The organism is Bradyrhizobium sp. JR3.5, assembly GCF_054057015.1.
Window position 1 is genome coordinate 2,776,968 of sequence record NZ_JBSRYV010000002.1, and the last position, 16,912, is coordinate 2,793,879.

Consider the following 16,912-nt stretch of genomic DNA (forward strand, 5'->3'; position numbering starts at 1 on the left):
TCTCACCGATCGCAGCAACCATCATGGTAAATCAATCATGATTGATCCGCCGATGGCATGAACTAAATTGCAACGGCTTGCGACCATGATTAAGTGAACAGAAGCGGTCGTAGAACCGCTGGGGGGAATCCATGGGCGTAATGCTCGATACCGTCGGTAAATGGATCGCGGGGTACCTGCAGAAGGAAGTCCCCGGTTACGAGCCGTTCACACCGAGCGACCCGGACCATCTGCGGGGCATCATGCAGCCCGGCGATGTGCTGCTGGTCGAGGGCAACAACCGGATCTCCGGCATCATCAAATACCTCACGCAATCGACCTGGTCGCATGCCGCGCTTTTCGTCGGACCGATCGACGGCGCGTTCGAGCCTGACGGCGAACAGCATGTGCTGATCGAGGCCAATATCGGCGACGGCGTGACCTCCGCGCCGCTGTCGAAATACCTGTCCTATCACACCCGCCTCTGCCGCCCGGGTCGGGCTGTCCTTCGAGGACCGCACCACGGTGTGCCGCTACGCCATCAACCGCATCGGCTTCGGCTACGACACCAAGAACATCGTCGATCTCGCGCGCTATCTGTTTCCGCTGCCGATCCCGCAGCGCTGGCGGCGCCGGATGATCGCATTTGGCTCCGGCGATCCGACCAAGATCATCTGTTCGGCGCTGATCGCGCAGGCATTCGACGCCGTGCGCTATCCGATCCTGCCCAAGATCACGCGTGCTGCCAGCCGCAAGGCGCGCCGCGAGATCCTGCACATCCGCGATTCCTCGCTCTACATGCCGCGCGATTTCGACATCTCGCCCTATTTCGAGATCGTCAAACCCACCATCGTGCACGGTTTCGACTACACGGCCCTGCACTGGGCGGACAAGCAGAAGCCGCTCCAGGAGGTAGCGGGCGAATTCAGTGTGTTTCCAGAGTACAAGTCGCCGCCGCTTGCTCCTGAAGCGATTGACGAAGAGGCGACGCTTCCGCGGCTGCGGAAGTGACCGCGCCGGAAACCGCACCGGTGTGACGGCCGCAGGCGTCAGGCTCGACATATCGAGCGCTGGCCGCGTCGAGCCCGATCTGGAATTCGTCTCGTCATCCGGCTTCGTCGTTGAGTTCTCGCTCTCGCATCACTAGGGTGCGCGCGCTTCAAGCCTGCTTTCATTCGGTAGTTTTACGGTACTTTCGTTCATCAGTTTCTCGGCGATGGCTGCCGCGTCGGAGCAGGACCCGGCGCGCTGGCGCCGTCCATTGATCAAATGGCTGGAGGGAATCGAGACCGGGTGGTCGATCCCGATTCTGCTCGTCCTCTTTGTCGCGATCTGGACTGCGTATCTCGTCATCGCCTATCTCGGCGCCGGCCTGCACCCCGATGTGCTCGAGACCTGGACGCTCGGCCGGCACCTCGCATGGGGATACCCCAAGCATCCGCCGTTGATGGGCTGGATCACGCGGGGATGGACGGCGATCTTCCCCCTGACCGACTGGTCGCTGCAACTGATGGCGATGGTCAACGCAGCGGTGGCGCTGTGGGCGGTCGACCTGATCGCCCGCCGCTTTGTCCGTGGCGAGAAGCGGGCGATCGTGCTGCTGCTGTTGATGCTGCTGCCGGTCTATCAATTCCACGCCCAGCGCTTCAATGCGAACACGGTGCTGCTGGCAGCCTGGCCGCTGGCAACTTACCGCTTCCTGCGTGCGTTCGAGGCGCCCAGGCAGCTTGGCTGGGCGATCGCGGCGGGTGCGGCGTGCGCACTGGCGATGCTCGGCAAATATAATTCGATCTTCCTGGTCGCAAGCTTCGTCTTCGCAGCCGTGCTGCATCGGGATCGCCGCCGCTATCTGCTGTCGGCCTCGCCCTGGATCTCGGCGTTGGCCGGCATGCTCGTGCTTGGCCCGCATCTGCACTGGCTCGCCACCACAGGGGCAACGCCATTCGACTATGCGCTCGCGCATGCCGGCGCCGATCACGTCGCCGCGCTGTGGGAAATCACCTATTTCATCACGGGCCTGATCGCGGCGCTCGCGATCCCGGCGGTGACCTGGGTGTTCATTGCAGGCCCGCGGCTGGTGCGGCTGCCGGCCGATTTCCGCGCGATGAACCCCGGACTCCGTCTGCTGCTGCTGGTCGCAATCGGGACCATCCTGTTTCCGGTGATCGTCTCGCTCGCGATCGGCACCGACCTGCCGTCGCTCTGGGCGGTGCAGGGTCTCTTCCTGTTCGTGGTTCTGATCGTGTGCGCAACGAGCTACCCGATCGAGCGCTTCTACGCGGTCAACCCGGCCGTCATGGTGGCCGGGATCGCCGTTCTCGCCGTCACCGTCGGCGCTCCGATCCATCCCCTCTATCGCAACGCTTACGGCTATGAAGAAGGCCGCGACTTCTATCACGCCGCCGCGGCGGAGCTCACCGCGCGATGGCGCGATGCGGCCGGGACACCGCTCGCCGCCGTCAGCGGCGACGACGCGCTCGCTTTCGCTGCCGCCTTCTACAGTCCGGACCATCCGCACTATGCCCGACCGTTCGCCTATCAGTACACCTAGGGCTTGCCGCGCAAGACCACGCTCGATCGTGGCTGGGCCGCATTGTGCTTCGCCGACCAGACGGATTGCCTGAACTGGATGGAGCGGACGACGTTGCGCGCGACCGACGTCTTTCGCTCCGAGTTTGATGCCCAGGCGACGCTGCTGGGCAGGCCCGGCCGGATACGGCGGGTCGTGGTGCTGATCGTGCCGCCTTATCGCGAAACACCTCCTGTGCAGCCCGATGTCGAGGACTTCAGCTCGATCCGGCGCACGCGCGACTGATCAGAACGTCGTCGCCAGCGTCAGGCGCACGGCAAGCGGCTCGGCGGGATGATCGGTTCGCCGGGCAACCGCGCCGGTTGGAACGCAGCGCAATCCGGTCCTGTTATGGCTGCGGGGCGACCCGGATTTCGCTACGCTCCGCCCGGGCCAGTGTCCCGCTACGCCGCCTTCGCCTTGGCGCCGCGCGGCAGGCCCGCCCGGGCGAGGCCGCCATAGAGCTGCTCGTTCGGCATCTCGGATTTCAGGATCGCGCGCACCTCGATGAGGCGGTCGAGATCGATGCCGGTCGGAAATCCCTTGCTCTCGCAGAGGAAGACGAGATCCTCGAACACGACATTGCCGGTGGCACCCGGCGCGAACGGGCAGCCGCCGAGGCCACCGAGCGAGCCGTCGAACACGCGGGCGCCTTCATCGAGCGCGGCGGAGGCATTGGCGATGCCCATGCCGCGGGTGTCGTGCAGATGGACGCAGACCGGCTTGGAGCCGGCGATCTTCACCGCGCCGCGCGTCAGTTCGCCGACCTGCTTCGGCCCGGCATAGCCGACGGTATCGGCGATCGCGACCATGTCGACGCCAACCTCATAGAGCTTCTCGGTGAGGCGCAGCACCTCCTTCGGATCGACCGCACCCACGATCGAGCAGCCCAGTCCCATCGAGATCGCGGCATTGACCAGCGGCTTGTGCGCGCTGGCATCGCGCAATTCACAGAGGCGCTTGATGTTCTCGATCGCCGACTCGCGCGAGCAGTTGGCATTGGCCTGGCTGTGCTCCTCGGTCGCCGACACCACCGAGGCGATCTCGGCGACGCCGGAGGCCAGCGCTTCGTTGACGCCGCGCTCGTTCAGCGCCAGCGCGACACCGTGCGCGCCGGGCAGCGCGGCAATGGTTGCGATGACATCGCGGACATCGACGAATTGCGGGAAAGTCTTGGCCGGCAGGAACGAGCCGACCTCGAAATGCCTGACGCCGGCGGCATATTCGTCGCGCACCCAGCGCTGCTTCGCGGCGGTCGACGGGAATGTCTTCACGAGCTGCAGGCCGTCGCGCAGACCGACTTCGCGCAAGCTCACCTTGTCGTTGGGATAGATATCGTGGACGCGGGTCATGTCAGCCTCACGCAGCGTTTCCGGTTGATGAAATCTTCTGTTGTGCGAGTTCGGCGCGCACCGCATCGGTATCGGCGCCCAGCACCGGCACTTTCAGGCCTTCGCCGATATGGGTGCCGTTCCATTCGACCGGCAGCGCCGGAACGCGGAACGGCTTGCCGTCGGCGTTGACATTGTTGACGAGCCCACCCGGCCGCAGCACATGCGGATCCTGCAGCAGATCCTCCGGCCGGTTGATCGGCGAGAAGCAGATGTTGAGCGCGTCGAGCCTTGCCGAGAGGTCGGCCACATTCCAGCCTTTGATCACCTCGGCGACGCGCGGAATGATCCGGTCGCGCGCCATGATGCGGTCCGTGGTCGAGCGCAGCGTCGGATCGTCGGCGAATTCCGTCAGGCCGAACTCGCGGCAGAAGCTCTGCCAATGGCCTTCGGTGACGACGCCGATGAAGAGGCGGTCGCCGCCGGCGGCATCGAAGATGTCGTAGATCGGCCAGGCATGCTCGCGCTCCGGCATCGAGCGCGGCTTGCGCCCGGTCATCTCGTACTCGACCATGTGCTGGGCGACCAGGAACAGGCAGTTCTCGAACAGGCCGATGCGGATGTCGGCGCCATTCCGGTTGCCGCCACGCTTCTGATAGAGCGCGGCGAGGATCGAGATCACGCCGAACATGCCGCCCATGATGTCGTTGGCGGAAGAGCCGACGCGCTGCGGGTTGTCGCGCGTGCCGGTCATCGCCGCAAGCCCCGACATCATCTGCACGACCTCGTCGAGTGCCGGGCGATGATCGTAGGGGCCGGAGAGAAAGCCCTTGTGGCCGGCGATGATCAGATGCGGATATTTCGTGCGCAGCTCGTCTGCGCCAAGCCCCTGCTTGTCGAGCTGGCCATCACGAAAATTCTCCAGGAACACGTCGGCGCCGGCGAGCAGCCGATGCATGGTGTCGCGGTCCTCGGGCTTGGCGAAATCGAGCACGACGCTGCGCTTGCCGCGATTGAACAGCGGGAAGAAGGAGACGCCCATGCCGCCGAGCGAGCGGGTCTTGTCGCCGGCGGGCGGTTCAACCTTGATCACCTCGGCGCCGAGTTGCGCCAGGATCATTCCGCAGGTCGGCCCCATCACCATGTGGGTCATCTCGACGACCCTCACGCCTTCCAGCGGCAGTCCGCTCCCGGTCATCGGTTTCTCCGTGCTCGTTGCGCTCTTGTTCAGAGGCGTTTTCTTCACGCGAACCGGTACCCACTTCGCTCGAAAACGCTTTGTGATCGGCGCAGGTTAGGCTTCCGCACGCTATCTGAAAAATATAATCTGTCGAATAGTGCATTCGTCGTTCTAGAACGCAGAACCCCAATGGATTCGCGCCAGCTTCGCTATTTCATCGCGGTTTACGAGCAACGCAACCTGTCGCGGGCGGCGGATCAGGCCAATGTCGCGCAATCCGCGCTCAGCCACCACATCGCCAATCTCGAGGCGGAATTCGCCACGCCGCTGTTCGAGCGCAAGCCGCGCGGCATGGAACCGACCGCGGCGGGCGAGCGGCTCTATGAGCATGCCCGCATCATCCTGCGCGCGATGGCGGCGGCAGAGCGCGAGATCAAGGAAGGCGGCAGCGCAATTGCCGGCGAGATCTCGATCGGCATGGCCAATTCCGGCATGAAGGCGATCGGCGTGCCGCTGATGCGGACCGTGCTGGCGAAGTATCCGAACCTGAAGCTGTCGCTGACCGAGAGTCTCTCCGGCGCGACGCTACTGCATTTGATGAGCTCCGATGTCGACCTCGCGCTGGTCTACAATCCGCCGTCGGAAAAGGACCTGATCGCCGAGCCGGTGCTGGAGGAGCAGATGTTCTGCGTAGGCACCGAGAAGCTGATCGGCAAGAAGGGGCCGATCACGTTCGAGCAGGTGGCCCAACTGCCGCTGATCCTGCTGCGGCACGGGCTGTCGGCCCGCGCCCTGCTGGACGACCCCGTGCCGCTGAAGCGGCTGGAGGCCAATGCAATCCTGCACCTCAATTCAACCAGCGGGATGATCGGTGCCTTGACCGCGGGCCTCGGCTGCACGATCGCGACGACGCATTTCGTCAGCGAGCCATTGAAAGCGCGCTTGCTGGTCGCACGCGAGGTGATCGAACCCAGGCTGAGCCGCACGCTCTATCTCTGCCGCTTGCGCAACCGGCCGATGACCTATGTGATGGAGGAGATGTGCCGGCTCATCCGCTCCCTGATCGCTGAACAGGTCGGGCGTGGCGCGTGGGAAGCGACGCTGCTGATCTAAAGCGCTTTCACGCGCTTCAGAAATGGTGCTATCGAAAATATCGAACGATCCCTTCGATATGTTCGTCTGGATTTCTGACACCCGGCTGCCAAACATGCGCAACCGGCACGCCTTCGCAAGAAAGGCGGCCATTGGACCATTCGGGGAGGACCATCATGAGCGCCGTCGAACTCGGCTCGGTTGCCGATCTTGCCAACACGACAAGCGGGCCGGACGGGATCTCGCGGCGGCTCGAGACGCTGCCCACCTCCGGCTACGTCTGGCGGCTGGTGATCCTGCTCTCGCTCGGCGGCTGCTTCGAAATCTACGATCTGTTCTTCACCGGCTATATCGCGCCGGGCCTCGCCCGTAGCGGGCTGATGACCACGACGACGCAGGCCTTCTTCGGCTTCTCCGGGATCGGCGCCTTCGTCGCGGCGACTTTCGCCGGCCTGTTCATCGGCACCTTCTGCCTCGGTTTTCTCGCCGATCGCTACGGGCGCAAGGCCGTCTTCACCTATTCGCTGCTGTTCTACAGCGCGGCGTCGGTGATCATGGCGTGCCAGACCACCCCTGGCGGCGTGCTGGTGTGGCGCTTCATCGCCGGAATCGGGATCGGCATCGAAGTCATCACCATCGACGCCTACATCACCGAGCTGGTGCCGAGCTGGATGCGCGGCCGGGCCTTTGCGATCAACCAGGCGGTGATGCTGTCGGCGGTGCCGATCGTCGCCGCGCTGTCGTGGTGGCTGGTGCCGCTCTCGCCTTACGGCATCGATGGCTGGCGCTGGGTGGTGCTGATCGGCGCCGCCGCCAGCATGATCATCTGGGTGCTGCGGCTCTACGTGCCGGAGAGCCCGCTCTGGCTGGCCCGGCATGGCCGCCTTGCCGAGGCCGAGAAGACCATGCGGACGCTCGAGGCCTCATCGCCTGCGGCCGCGCCACGTCCTGCCGTTAAAGCCGCGATGGCGCCGGCACGTGCGCCGGTCGAGACCGGCTATGCCGATTTGTTCCGGCCCCCCTACGCCTCGCTCGTCGTGCTCTTCATGATCTTCAATCTGTGCCAGGCGTTCGGCGTCTACGGCTTCTCCAACTGGGTTCCGGCGCTGCTGGTCGAGAAGGGCATCAACGTCACCAAGAGCCTGCAATATTCCTTCATCATCGCCTTCGCCTATCCGCTCGCGCCGCTACTGGCCGCAACCTTCGCTGACCGTTTCGAACGCAAATGGATCATTTGCGGCGCGGCCGCCGCGATCTCGGTGTTCGGCCTCGCGTTTGCGCAGCTCACCGAGCCGATGCTCCTGATCGCCAGCGGCGTGCTGGTGACCGGCGCCAACATGACGCTGTCCTATGCCTATCACGCCTATCAGACCGAGGTGTTCCCGACCGCGATCCGGGCGCGCGCGGCGGGCCTCGTCTATTCGATGAGCCGGCTCAGCGCGACCTTCTCCGGCTTCATCGTGGCGTTCATGTTGAAGGAGGCCGGCGTCAGCGGGGTGTTCGGCCTGATCACCGCGGCGATGGTGATCGTAATTATTACGATCGGTGTCTGGGGGCCCAACGTCCGCGGCAAGCCGCTCGACGCCTAAAGCGTTTCTTGACGCGAACCGGCGTCCACCCCGCATCGAGTGCGGGCGGACTTCGCTCGAAAAGGCTGTGACCGCGACACAAGCGGCACTTGCCGAAGCCATATTGGGTGGCTACCTCTCGCTCGTCATTTTGCAGAGGTAACCCGGTCATGTTCGACGCCGCCGTCAAGGCGCTTTCGCAAATCCTGTCGCCGCCAATGCGCACGATCCTGTGGCGTTCGATCGGACTTGCGCTGGTGCTGATCACCGTGCTCGCGATCGGATTGCAGCGGCTGCTGGGTTGGTTTGCCGACGCCGGCGAGGTCTGGGCCGAAGGCATGCTCGGCCCCAACTTCCATTCCACGCTGCACGTGCTGTCGTGGATCATCTCGATCTCGGCGGGCCTTGGCGTCGTGCTCGGCGGCATCTTCCTGATGCCCGCGATCACCTCGCTGGTGGCGAGCCTGTTTGTCGACGACGTCGCCGACCATGTCGAGCGCGAGCACTATCCGGCCGACCATCCCGGCACGGCGCTGCCGGTCACGCTTGCGACCATCGAGGGCGTCAAGACCGCGCTGCTGACGATCCTGGTTTACCTCGTCGCGCTGCCGTTCGTGCTGTTCGCGGGTGCGGGCTTCATCATCTTCTTCATCGCGACCGCCTGGCTGCTCGGCCGCGAGTATTTCGAGCTCGCCGCGATGCGCTTCCGTTCGCCAGAGGATGCCAAGGCGATGCGCAAGGAGAACGCGGCGACCGTGTTCACCGCCGGTCTGTTCATCGCCGCCTTTGTGTCGATCCCGATCGTCAATCTGGCGACGCCGCTGTTCGGGATGGCGTTCATGGTGCACATGTACAAGCGCCTGTCAGGCCCGCGGCGCGAGCTGATCGAGCCGGCGCGGCGAAGCAACGTATCCTCGATCTAGCGCTTGATCCGGAAAGGTGTGGAAGCGGTTTTTCCGAAAGATCATTGCTCAAGCAACGAGCTAAGGCGCGATGATGATTCAAGCCAATCTCATCGCGCTTTAGCCGAGGCACTTTCTGACCGCGGACGTCAGCTCGATGGCACGCGGATCGATCAAGGTGGCCGCCCAGAGATTGGTAACGTAGCCGAAGCTGACCCGGGAGTCGGGGTCGGCAGCCCCCAGCGACCCTCCGCTGCCCGGATGGCCGAATGACGCTGGGCCGAGCAGGGGGCTGATGGGCGGGGTAGCCTGCCAGAAGCCCTGCGACATGTTGAACAGGTTCTTCGTGTGGGGCAGCAACTCCGGGGGGACGCCATGCATGCGCGTGCGGTCGGTCTGAACCACCGTCATCGCCGCCACCGTATCGGGCTGGAGAAGACGAAAGCCGTCGACGTCGCTCACCGTTGCAGCGTACATGCGGGCGATGGAGTGGGCGTTGGCAAACATGTTCGCGGCGGGAAACTCCGCTGCCCGATAAGTCCGCGAGTGCATGTTCTCCTGGGTGACGCCGCCCACTGCCCCAGCCTTCATGAAGGCCGAACCCGGTCCGTAAACATCCTTCACCAAGGTCGCCGCCACGGCGGGGTCCAACCTGATGAGCCTGGCGAAGTCAGTCACCAGGTCTTCGGGGGAGTCGTATGGGAACGGAGCCACCTCGAGCCGGGCAACCCGCGGCTCGATCTCTTCGGGTAGACCGATCCATGCGGAGAGCTCGAGAGGGCGGGCGATTTCCTCGGCGAAGAATGTGCCCAGGGATTTGCCCGTGATGCGCCTGACGACCTCTCCGACGAGGAAGCCGAACGTCATGGCGTGGTAGAGGTGCTCCGTCCCGGGCGTCCAGAGCGGCTTCTGCACTTCCAGCGCGCGAACAAGCGGATCCCAAGCGCACGCCTCCTCGAATGTCAGCGGTGTGTCGACATACGGCAGACCGGCTTGGTGAGAGAGCAAATACCTGACCGGCATCTTCTCCTTGCCCGCCGCGCCGAACTCCGGCCAATATCGGGTGACGGGAGCATCGAGATCGAGCTGTCCACGCTGGACAAGGAGGTGAGCGCACATCGCGGTCGCACCCTTCGTAGTCGACGCGACGAGCGCGATCGTGTCCTTTACCCATGGGCGATTCCCGGCGCGGTCGGCCAGACCGCCCCACAGATCGACCACAGCACGCCCATCGACGTAGACGCAGCATGCCGCGCCCAGGTCCTTTCCTTCTTTGAAGTTGGCGCGGAAGGTGTCCGCCACCTGCTCCCAGCCGTGCTCGACTACGCCATTGACGTCACTCATTGCCTTGTGGCCTCCCGTCGGCCGCTCTCTGTTTCGTTACGGTTGGTTGCCCGCGACGCCATCGATGGCTTGGGTCAGCCGTTCGCGCTCCCGGATGATCCACTGGCCCACCGGATAGTTCCGACGAAATGCCTCGGCGAACTCCACGGGGTCTTCACCCACGATCGCGCGGATCGGAGTTCCGCTCGCGGCGCTCTCGTCGAAGAGATCGGCAAGATCCTCCAGCATCGCCAGCAACTCGTCGCCCTTCCCCGGCCCGAAGTACATGAGGTACCGCTCCAGCGCATCGATCGCGGTGTGATAGTTTGCGGGAAGCTGCTCCGTGCGCGCCTTGTACTTCCAGTAGCGTTTCTTCTCATCGATCATCCGTGCGATGAACATGTTCATGCCTTTCTTTCCCGGAGCTGTTCGAGACGTTCCGCGAGGAAGCTCCATGTCCTCCAAAACTCCTCGAGATATTCGTGTCCCTGAGCGTTGAGCGAATACACCTTGCGCGGTGGTCCCTTTTCGGACGGGACCCTCTCAACGGCGACGAAGCCCTTTTGCTCGTTCCTGACGAGCAATGCGTAGACGGTGCCTTCGGCGATGTCGGAGAAGCCCTGCTCCCGCAAACGCGCCGTGATCTCGTAACCGTACGCGGGCCGCACGGAGAGGATTGCGAGGACGATGCCCTCCAGCGTGCCCTTGAGCATCTCCGTCATCTGCTTGCTCACGGAACATCTCCTCATCCTACTTAGCGTTACTGACTACTAGTACATAGCATCACTGACTAGCTGCCGTCAAGCTCGACGAGGCGGCGGGAGGCGGGGGCTGTTCGGAAGGAAGCGGGTGGCGATTTCGGCCATCGCCTCCGATGAGAAAGGCGCGTGAAGGAGCACGGCCGCAGCTAGACCGGGTCTGAAGGCACCGACGGTGAAGAAGGCGTCCGATCGCGCGCGAATAACACCAGCAGAATCCCGATGATCGCGACGCAAGCGAGCATCGCCCATGCCTCGTTGACGCTGAGTGCGAGCGATGCCCGCTCGACCAGCGGCCGGATAAACGCCACCGTCGCTTCGTCCGGCGGACCTGGTGGACGGTTGATCAGCAACATTGGATCGAGGCCGATCGCCTGTGCCGCGTTGAGATCACCTGCCAGCAGGCGTGCACGAAAATCCTCACCATAAATCGGGCTTCGGCCGTAGAGGATGGTGTCGATCAAGGCGATCCCGATCGCGCCACCCAGATTACGCATCAGGTTGAACAACCCGCTGGCGTCGGCAACCTCCGCCTCCGGCAGAGTGCCCAGCGCAATGCGTGTCGGCGGCAGCAGGCAGAACATGATCGCGACACCGCGCACGATCTGCGGCCACAACATCTCGCCAAAATCCGCGGTGCGCGGCTGAAAGGCGCTCAAGCCGAGACCGAGCGCGAACAAGGCGAAGCCTGTAGCAGTCAACAAAAGCGCGCCGACGCGGCTTTCGAGGATTGCCGCCAATGGCGCGGCGATGAGCTGCGCAACCCCCGTGACCAGCATGATGGTGCCGATCTCGAAGGCATCATGGCGGCGAACGAAGCCGAGGAAGACCGGCATCAGATAGGTCGATCCATACAGGCCGGTGCCGAGGCAGAAGCTCAGGGCGCAACCGATCGCGAACGAACGCCGCCTGAACAGGGTCAATCGCGCGATCGGATACGCCGCGCGGAGCGTGCGACGGATCAGCAGCCCCATCCCGGCCATGCTTCCGATCAGCAGGCTCAGGCAAGGCATTGAGGCCCAACCGCGCTGCGGCGCTTCCTTCAAACCGATCATGAGGCTTGCGAGCGCCGCTGCAAGCAGGATCAGCGACCATGTATCCAGCCTGGCGAAGGCGCGGAGATGCACGCCCTCCTTCGGAAGCAGCAACGGCGTGACCGTGGCCGCAATCGTTCCCGGAACCAGGTTGATCAGGAACAACCACGGCCACGACCAGGTCTGCGTGATCCAGCCACCGACGACCGGTCCAACGGTCGGTGCGAGCACCGCGACGACGCCGCCGATCGTGGTCGCCACGGGATGAAGCCGCGCCGGAAACAACATGAACACGGCGGAAAACACCGCTGGGATCAGGACACCGCCGGAAAATCCCTGCAGCACGCGAAATGCCAGCAGCACGGCAAAGCCGCCACTGATGGCGCAACCGACCGAGGCGATGGTGAACAGGCTCACGGCGATCGCGAACAGCCAACGCAACGATAGCGCGTGGGTGAACAGTCCGGTCAGTGGGATCGCGATCACCTCGGCGATCAAATAGGCGGTCTGGATCCAGCTCATCGCGGAAGGCGAGATCGCGAGCGCGCGCTGGATCGTCGGCAATGACGTCGCGACGACCTGGATGTCGAGGATCGCCATGAACATGCCGAAGCACATCAGGAGGAAGCCTGCCCAGGTCGCAGCCGATGGGCTGTCGGTGCGATGCTCCGCCCGGTCGCTCACGGCGTGCTGACGCGCGGCCAGTCCGCAACCGAGAGCGCGCGGCTCTCGGCGCGAATCCGGATCGCAAGCACCGCGAGATTGAGCACGGTGAAGAGCAGCGCCAGCACCGGCAGATGCAGTGCGAGCGGGAGCAGCGCGATCTCACCGACGACGACGACATAGTTTGGATGAGGGAAATATCGGTACGGCCCGGATGCGACCAGCGGCGCGCCCGGCAAGACGATGATCCGCGTGGTCCATCGCGGTCCGAGCGCAGCGAGGATCCACAGCCGCAGGCCTTGCAACAGCAGAAAGGCCGCCAATATGGCCAGGTTGACATCCTGGTTGCGGCCCCAGATCCACAGCGCGGTCAGCCAGCCGGCGTGAACCAGCACAATGAGCGGGTAATGCCTGGCGCCGACCTCGATCGCGCCGCGCGCCAGCAGCCGCTCCGTGTTGCGACGGGACAGCACGAGCTCGCCGAGACGCTGCAGCGTCACCAGCGCAAGGATGACCGAAGCGAAGTTCACGCCGTGTGCCTGAGCGCGACGCAGCTGAGCGTGAAGCCAGGGCCGAGCGCCGTAAGCAGCGAGCGCGGCGGCAAGCCCTTGGCGCGGGCGCGTTCGAGGACGAAGAGAACCGTCGGGGCCGACATGTTGCCGCACGCCGCGATGACGTCGCGCTCGTGATCGAGCGTGCCCTGGTCGAGCGCGAGCGCCCTCTCCAGCGCGGCGATGACCTTGGAGCCGCCGGGATGGCAGAGGAAGCGATCGATGTCATCGACCGTCAACTCCATCCGTGCCAGAATTTCGGCAACGGCCGGGCCAACATGGTCGCGGACAAAATCGGGAATGGTGCGCTGAAAGACGACGCCGAATCCTTCCGGATCGACCGTCCAGCCCATGATGCCGAGTGTATCCGGCCACAGCTTTTCGCCGGTCGCCTCGATTCGCGTCGCACCGCCGTCGCCGGCGCGCAGCACGATCGCAGCGGCGCCATCGCCGAACAGGCTGGCCGCGACGATATTCGCCTTGGTGAGCTCATCGTGGCGGACCGCGAGCGTGCAGAGCTCGAGCGCGACCAGCAGCACGTTCGCACCGGGGTGCGCCTGCGCCAGCCGCGCCGCGATCGACAGGCCCGACACGCCGCCCGCGCAGCCGAGGCCGAACACCGGCACGCGCGACACATCGGTCCGCAGACCGAGTTGGCCGGCGACGCGCGCCTCCAGCGTCGGCGTAGCGATGCCCGTCGAGCACACCGTGACCACGACGTCGATGTCGCTGCCGGTCAAATCGGCACGCGCAATCGCCTTGCGGGCGACCTCGACGAACAACGCCTCCGCGCCTTCCAGAAACGCCTGCGTCCGCTCCGGCCAACCGCGCCGTTCGAGATACCATTCGATCGGCTTCACGCCATAGCGATGCTGAATGCCGGTGTTGGCGAACAGGCTGGAGAGCGTCTCGAACTCCGGATAGCGGTCGGCGAGAAGGTCGCGCGCGGCCTGCAGGATTTGTCCCTGATGGAATAGATGCGGTGGAACCGCCGTCGCCATGGAAACAAGCGCGGCCGTCTGCTTGGTCTCGATCATCGTGGCTCCCGTTCCCCCGCTTGTGGAACCACGCGGCGTGCAAAATATTTCAGGCGCCCGCGAGATAGCTGGAGCGCCGCATTCACTATAAATTGACCCCGGCAGCAGCAAGCCCCCGGCGATATCCGCGCCGTTCGCAAGTCAGGAAGCGGCGGCGCCCAACCTGCGCAGCACGTTCTTTACGAAGCCAAGCGGCACCGGCGACAGCGGACCCTGCGGCGCGCGCGTGATCAGGGCGACCAGGAACAGCGCCAGGATCGCGATCCAGAAACACAGCCAGAAGCCGTCAATGTAGGCGAGCGTGTTGGCCTCGCGCTGCACCAGCGCCGCGAGCGTGCCGATGGCGCGCCCCGCCGCCGCCCCGATGCCGTGGCCGGAAAATTCACCCGCCAACCGCTTCAGCAGGTTCACGACGTCGACATCGCCGTTCTGGACGTGCTGGCCGAGATAATTCGAATGGATCTGCTCGCGGACCCGCAGCCAGGTGCCCATCAGAGCGATGCCGATCTCGGCGCCGCCGAGCCGCATGATCTGGATATAGGCCGCGAATGCCGTCGCCCGCGACGGATCGGAATTGGACAGCGCCATGATGATGATCGGCAGCAGCGTGAACGCCTGCCCGACCGACGTGAGCAGGACGATGCCGACGAAGTCCTCGCGTGCCCAGACATGGCTCAGCTGCGTGCCCCAGAGATTGGCCGCTGCGAATGCCGAGAATCCCAGCACCACGACGATGCGCGGATCGAGGTGACGCAACAGGACAATCGAGATCGGCACCAGCACGAACATCGGCAGCGCGCCGTAGGTGAACAGCAGCACGCCCGACTGCTCCGGCCGCAGCGCGCCGATGGTGCCGAGGAAATTCGGCACCAGCGACGAGTTCGACAGGCTGGTCAGCGTGTACAGCAGGATCACGATCAGCGAGAGCCCGATATTGCGCGAGAACAGCACGTTGAAATGCGCCCACGGCCGGCGCGCGACCGTCTCGTTGATCATGAAGGCGATGATCAAAAGCCCGCCGCCGATCAGGAGCGCCATCACGGTGCCCGACGACAGCCAGTCCAGCCGGTTGCCCTGATCGAGCCCGGCATAAACCATCCCCAGGCCGGCGCCGAGCAGCAGCATGCCACCCCAATCGGCATGGTGCAGCAGGTCGCGATTGACCGGCTCATTCGGCGTGCCGAGATACACCATCAGCCCCATCAGCGGCGCGATCACGACACCCTGCCAGTACAGCCACTGCCAGCCGAGATGCTCGACATAGAATCCGACCAGCGAGCTCGACGAGTCCAGCGCGAAGCCGACACGGATCGAATACATCGCGATCGCCGGCAGCCACCAGCGGATCGGCAGGTTGCGCAGGATGATCATCAGCGTCGCGGGCACGAAGGTGCCGAGCAGCATGCCGTGGGCGATGCTGAGCACGATCAGCGTCGTGTAGTCATGCACGAACGGGATGATCAGCGAGACCACGGCATAGACCAGGCTCGGAATCCCGAGCACGCGGCGCAGACCGAACGCGGTGGCGAGCCAGGCCACCGCGGGCGCGATGAAGATCTGCGAGCCGATCGCGGCGGTCGAGAGCCAGGCCCCCTCGTCGAAGGTGAGCGAGAACGCGCCCCGCAGGTCGGGCAGGCCGACCGAGGTCAGGCGGCTGTCGAAATTCGCGAGGAACGCGCCGAGCAGCACGGCGACGACGGCAAACACCGGATAGCGCGCGACGTCGCCCCGCGAGACCGGACCGCGCTCGCGCTCGTCATTTTCCGCCATTGGCGACCGCCTCGCCGGTGTTGATCCGCGTGACGACCGACATGCCCGGCAGCAGTCGCTCGAGCAACGGCTGGCCCTTGTCGAACTGGATACGCACCGGAATGCGCTGCACCACCTTGGTGAAATTGCCGGTGGCGTTGTCGGGCGGCAGCAGCGCGAATTGCGAGCCGCTCGCCGGCGCAATGCGCTCGACAACGCCGCGCAGCGTCTGGCCGGAGAATGTGTCGACGGTGACCTCGACCGGCTGGCCCGGCTTGACGTTGGTCAGCTGGGTTTCCTTGTAGTTGGCGATCACATAAACGTTCGGCAGCGGCACGACATTGATCAGATTGGTGCCGATGTTGACGTAGTCGCCCGGCTGCACCTGGCGCTCGCCGGTCACGCCGTCGAACGGCGCGGCGATCCTGGTGTATCCAAGCTTGAGCTTGGCCGATGCCAGCAGCGCCTTGGCGGCGTCGAGGTCGGCGGCACGCTGCTTCTTGGTGCCTTGCAGGACCTCGAGCTGATGGCGCTGCGCGGCGATCACCGCGCGGCTGGCGCGCACATCGGCTTCCGCCTTGGCGCTGGCCGCGGTGGTCTGCTCGAGCCGCTGCCGCGTGCCGGCGTCGGTTTGCGACAGTGACTGCTGACGCTCTTCCTCCTGGCGCGCCAGGGTCTGCTGCGCCTCCGCAGACAACCGCGAGGCCTCGGCCTGCGCGATGGTCGCATATTGCAGCTCGACCTGGTTGTTGAGGTTATCGAGCGCGGCCTGCGCACCGACCACACCGGCCTCGGCCTGCGCGACCTGTGCCTGATAGTCGGCAAGATCGATCTGCACCAGGAGATCGCCGGCCTTGACGCGCTGGAAATCGGAGACGGCGACGGTGAGCACTTCGCCGGACACGCGGCTGCTGAGCTGGGTCAACTCGGCGCGCACATAGGCATCATTGGTGCTCTGGATGGTGGCACTGCCGACCCAGGCGTCCCAATGCGTGGTCGCCACCGCGACGAACACAAGCGCGGCCAGCACCGCAAACAGCGGAATGGCGAAACGGCTCCCGAAGCCGCTCCCCGCAGGCTGCGGCTTGGCTGGTGTTGCCACTGGTGCGGGCGCGGTCGGGCTGACTTGTGACGGACCGTCTTGAACCTGCTCTGCCACACCACACTCCCCTCAAT

Annotated in this window: 15 protein-coding genes and 1 pseudogene; 6 read left to right on the forward strand and 10 right to left on the reverse strand. The window is 64.8% G+C overall.

The window, feature by feature from the left end:
- Positions 1-131 precede the first annotated feature (131 nt).
- The 3 genes and pseudogenes from ACVWW1_RS30185 (at position 132) to ACVWW1_RS30195 (ending at position 2,794) form a co-directional block, all read left to right on the forward strand.
- Positions 132-990: pseudogene (locus ACVWW1_RS30185) on the forward strand (YiiX/YebB-like N1pC/P60 family cysteine hydrolase).
- A 205-nt stretch (positions 991-1,195) separates the two neighbouring features.
- Positions 1,196-2,530 carry a glycosyltransferase family 39 protein gene (locus ACVWW1_RS30190; RefSeq protein WP_456658397.1) on the forward strand — a complete coding sequence of 445 codons (1,335 nt, stop codon included), beginning with the start codon at positions 1,196-1,198 and terminating at the stop codon, positions 2,528-2,530.
- A 3-nt stretch (positions 2,531-2,533) separates the two neighbouring features.
- The gene (locus ACVWW1_RS30195) at positions 2,534-2,794 is read left to right on the forward strand and encodes a hypothetical protein (RefSeq protein WP_456658398.1); all 261 of its coding nucleotides are present in this window, start codon (positions 2,534-2,536) and stop codon (positions 2,792-2,794) included.
- A 158-nt stretch (positions 2,795-2,952) separates the two neighbouring features.
- On the opposite strand, the gene ACVWW1_RS30200 is transcribed toward ACVWW1_RS30195, so the two are convergent.
- A complete protein-coding gene (locus ACVWW1_RS30200) occupies positions 2,953-3,900 on the reverse strand; it encodes a hydroxymethylglutaryl-CoA lyase (protein WP_456658399.1) in 948 nt (315 codons plus the stop codon).
- Positions 3,901-3,907: 7 nt separating this feature from the next.
- Positions 3,908-5,077: a CaiB/BaiF CoA transferase family protein gene (locus ACVWW1_RS30205; protein WP_456658400.1), complete on the reverse strand. Its 1,170-nt coding sequence runs from the start codon at positions 5,075-5,077 to the stop codon at positions 3,908-3,910.
- A 171-nt stretch (positions 5,078-5,248) separates the two neighbouring features.
- Here ACVWW1_RS30205 and ACVWW1_RS30210 point away from each other — a divergent pair, with 171 nt between their 5' ends.
- From ACVWW1_RS30210 to ACVWW1_RS30220, 3 genes are all read left to right on the forward strand, one after another.
- Positions 5,249-6,172, forward strand: coding sequence for a LysR family transcriptional regulator (locus ACVWW1_RS30210; protein WP_207834204.1), 924 nt, complete (start codon positions 5,249-5,251; stop codon positions 6,170-6,172).
- Between the two features lie 155 nt (positions 6,173-6,327).
- A complete protein-coding gene (locus tag ACVWW1_RS30215) occupies positions 6,328-7,740 on the forward strand; it encodes an MFS transporter (protein WP_456658401.1) in 1,413 nt (470 codons plus the stop codon).
- A 149-nt stretch (positions 7,741-7,889) separates the two neighbouring features.
- Positions 7,890-8,642 (forward strand): sulfate transporter family protein, encoded by a 753-nt coding sequence (locus tag ACVWW1_RS30220; protein WP_456658402.1) that lies wholly within the window; start codon positions 7,890-7,892, stop codon positions 8,640-8,642.
- 99 nt (positions 8,643-8,741) lie between these two features.
- Here ACVWW1_RS30220 and ACVWW1_RS30225 read toward each other — a convergent pair whose 3' ends face one another.
- The 8 genes from ACVWW1_RS30225 to ACVWW1_RS30260 all read right to left on the reverse strand — a co-directional run bounded on the left by ACVWW1_RS30225 (position 8,742) and on the right by ACVWW1_RS30260 (position 16,895).
- Positions 8,742-9,965: a serine hydrolase domain-containing protein gene (locus ACVWW1_RS30225; RefSeq protein WP_456658403.1), complete on the reverse strand. Its 1,224-nt coding sequence runs from the start codon at positions 9,963-9,965 to the stop codon at positions 8,742-8,744.
- A gap of 36 nt (positions 9,966-10,001) precedes the next feature.
- On the reverse strand, positions 10,002-10,352 hold the full coding sequence (locus tag ACVWW1_RS30230; RefSeq protein WP_207834198.1) for a DUF1048 domain-containing protein: 351 nt from the start codon (positions 10,350-10,352) through the stop codon (positions 10,002-10,004).
- On the reverse strand, positions 10,349-10,678 hold the full coding sequence (locus ACVWW1_RS30235; protein WP_224924145.1) for a PadR family transcriptional regulator: 330 nt from the start codon (positions 10,676-10,678) through the stop codon (positions 10,349-10,351). Before ACVWW1_RS30235 ends, ACVWW1_RS30230 begins: the two co-directional genes overlap by 4 nt.
- A 173-nt stretch (positions 10,679-10,851) precedes the next feature.
- Positions 10,852-12,354: a DHA2 family efflux MFS transporter permease subunit gene (locus tag ACVWW1_RS30240; protein WP_456660708.1), complete on the reverse strand. Its 1,503-nt coding sequence runs from the start codon at positions 12,352-12,354 to the stop codon at positions 10,852-10,854.
- Positions 12,355-12,416: 62 nt separating this feature from the next.
- Positions 12,417-12,929, reverse strand: a complete 513-nt coding sequence (locus tag ACVWW1_RS30245) for an isoprenylcysteine carboxyl methyltransferase family protein (protein ID WP_456658404.1) — start codon at positions 12,927-12,929, stop codon at positions 12,417-12,419.
- A complete protein-coding gene (locus ACVWW1_RS30250) occupies positions 12,926-13,987 on the reverse strand; it encodes a type III polyketide synthase (RefSeq protein WP_456658405.1) in 1,062 nt (353 codons plus the stop codon). Before ACVWW1_RS30250 ends, ACVWW1_RS30245 begins: the two co-directional genes overlap by 4 nt.
- Before the next feature lie 141 nt (positions 13,988-14,128).
- On the reverse strand, positions 14,129-15,757 hold the full coding sequence (locus tag ACVWW1_RS30255) for an MFS transporter (RefSeq protein ID WP_456658406.1): 1,629 nt from the start codon (positions 15,755-15,757) through the stop codon (positions 14,129-14,131).
- The gene (locus ACVWW1_RS30260; RefSeq protein WP_456658407.1) at positions 15,744-16,895 is read right to left on the reverse strand and encodes an HlyD family secretion protein; all 1,152 of its coding nucleotides are present in this window, start codon (positions 16,893-16,895) and stop codon (positions 15,744-15,746) included. The genes ACVWW1_RS30255 and ACVWW1_RS30260 overlap by 14 nt, the downstream gene beginning before the upstream one ends.
- Positions 16,896-16,912 lie beyond the last annotated feature (17 nt).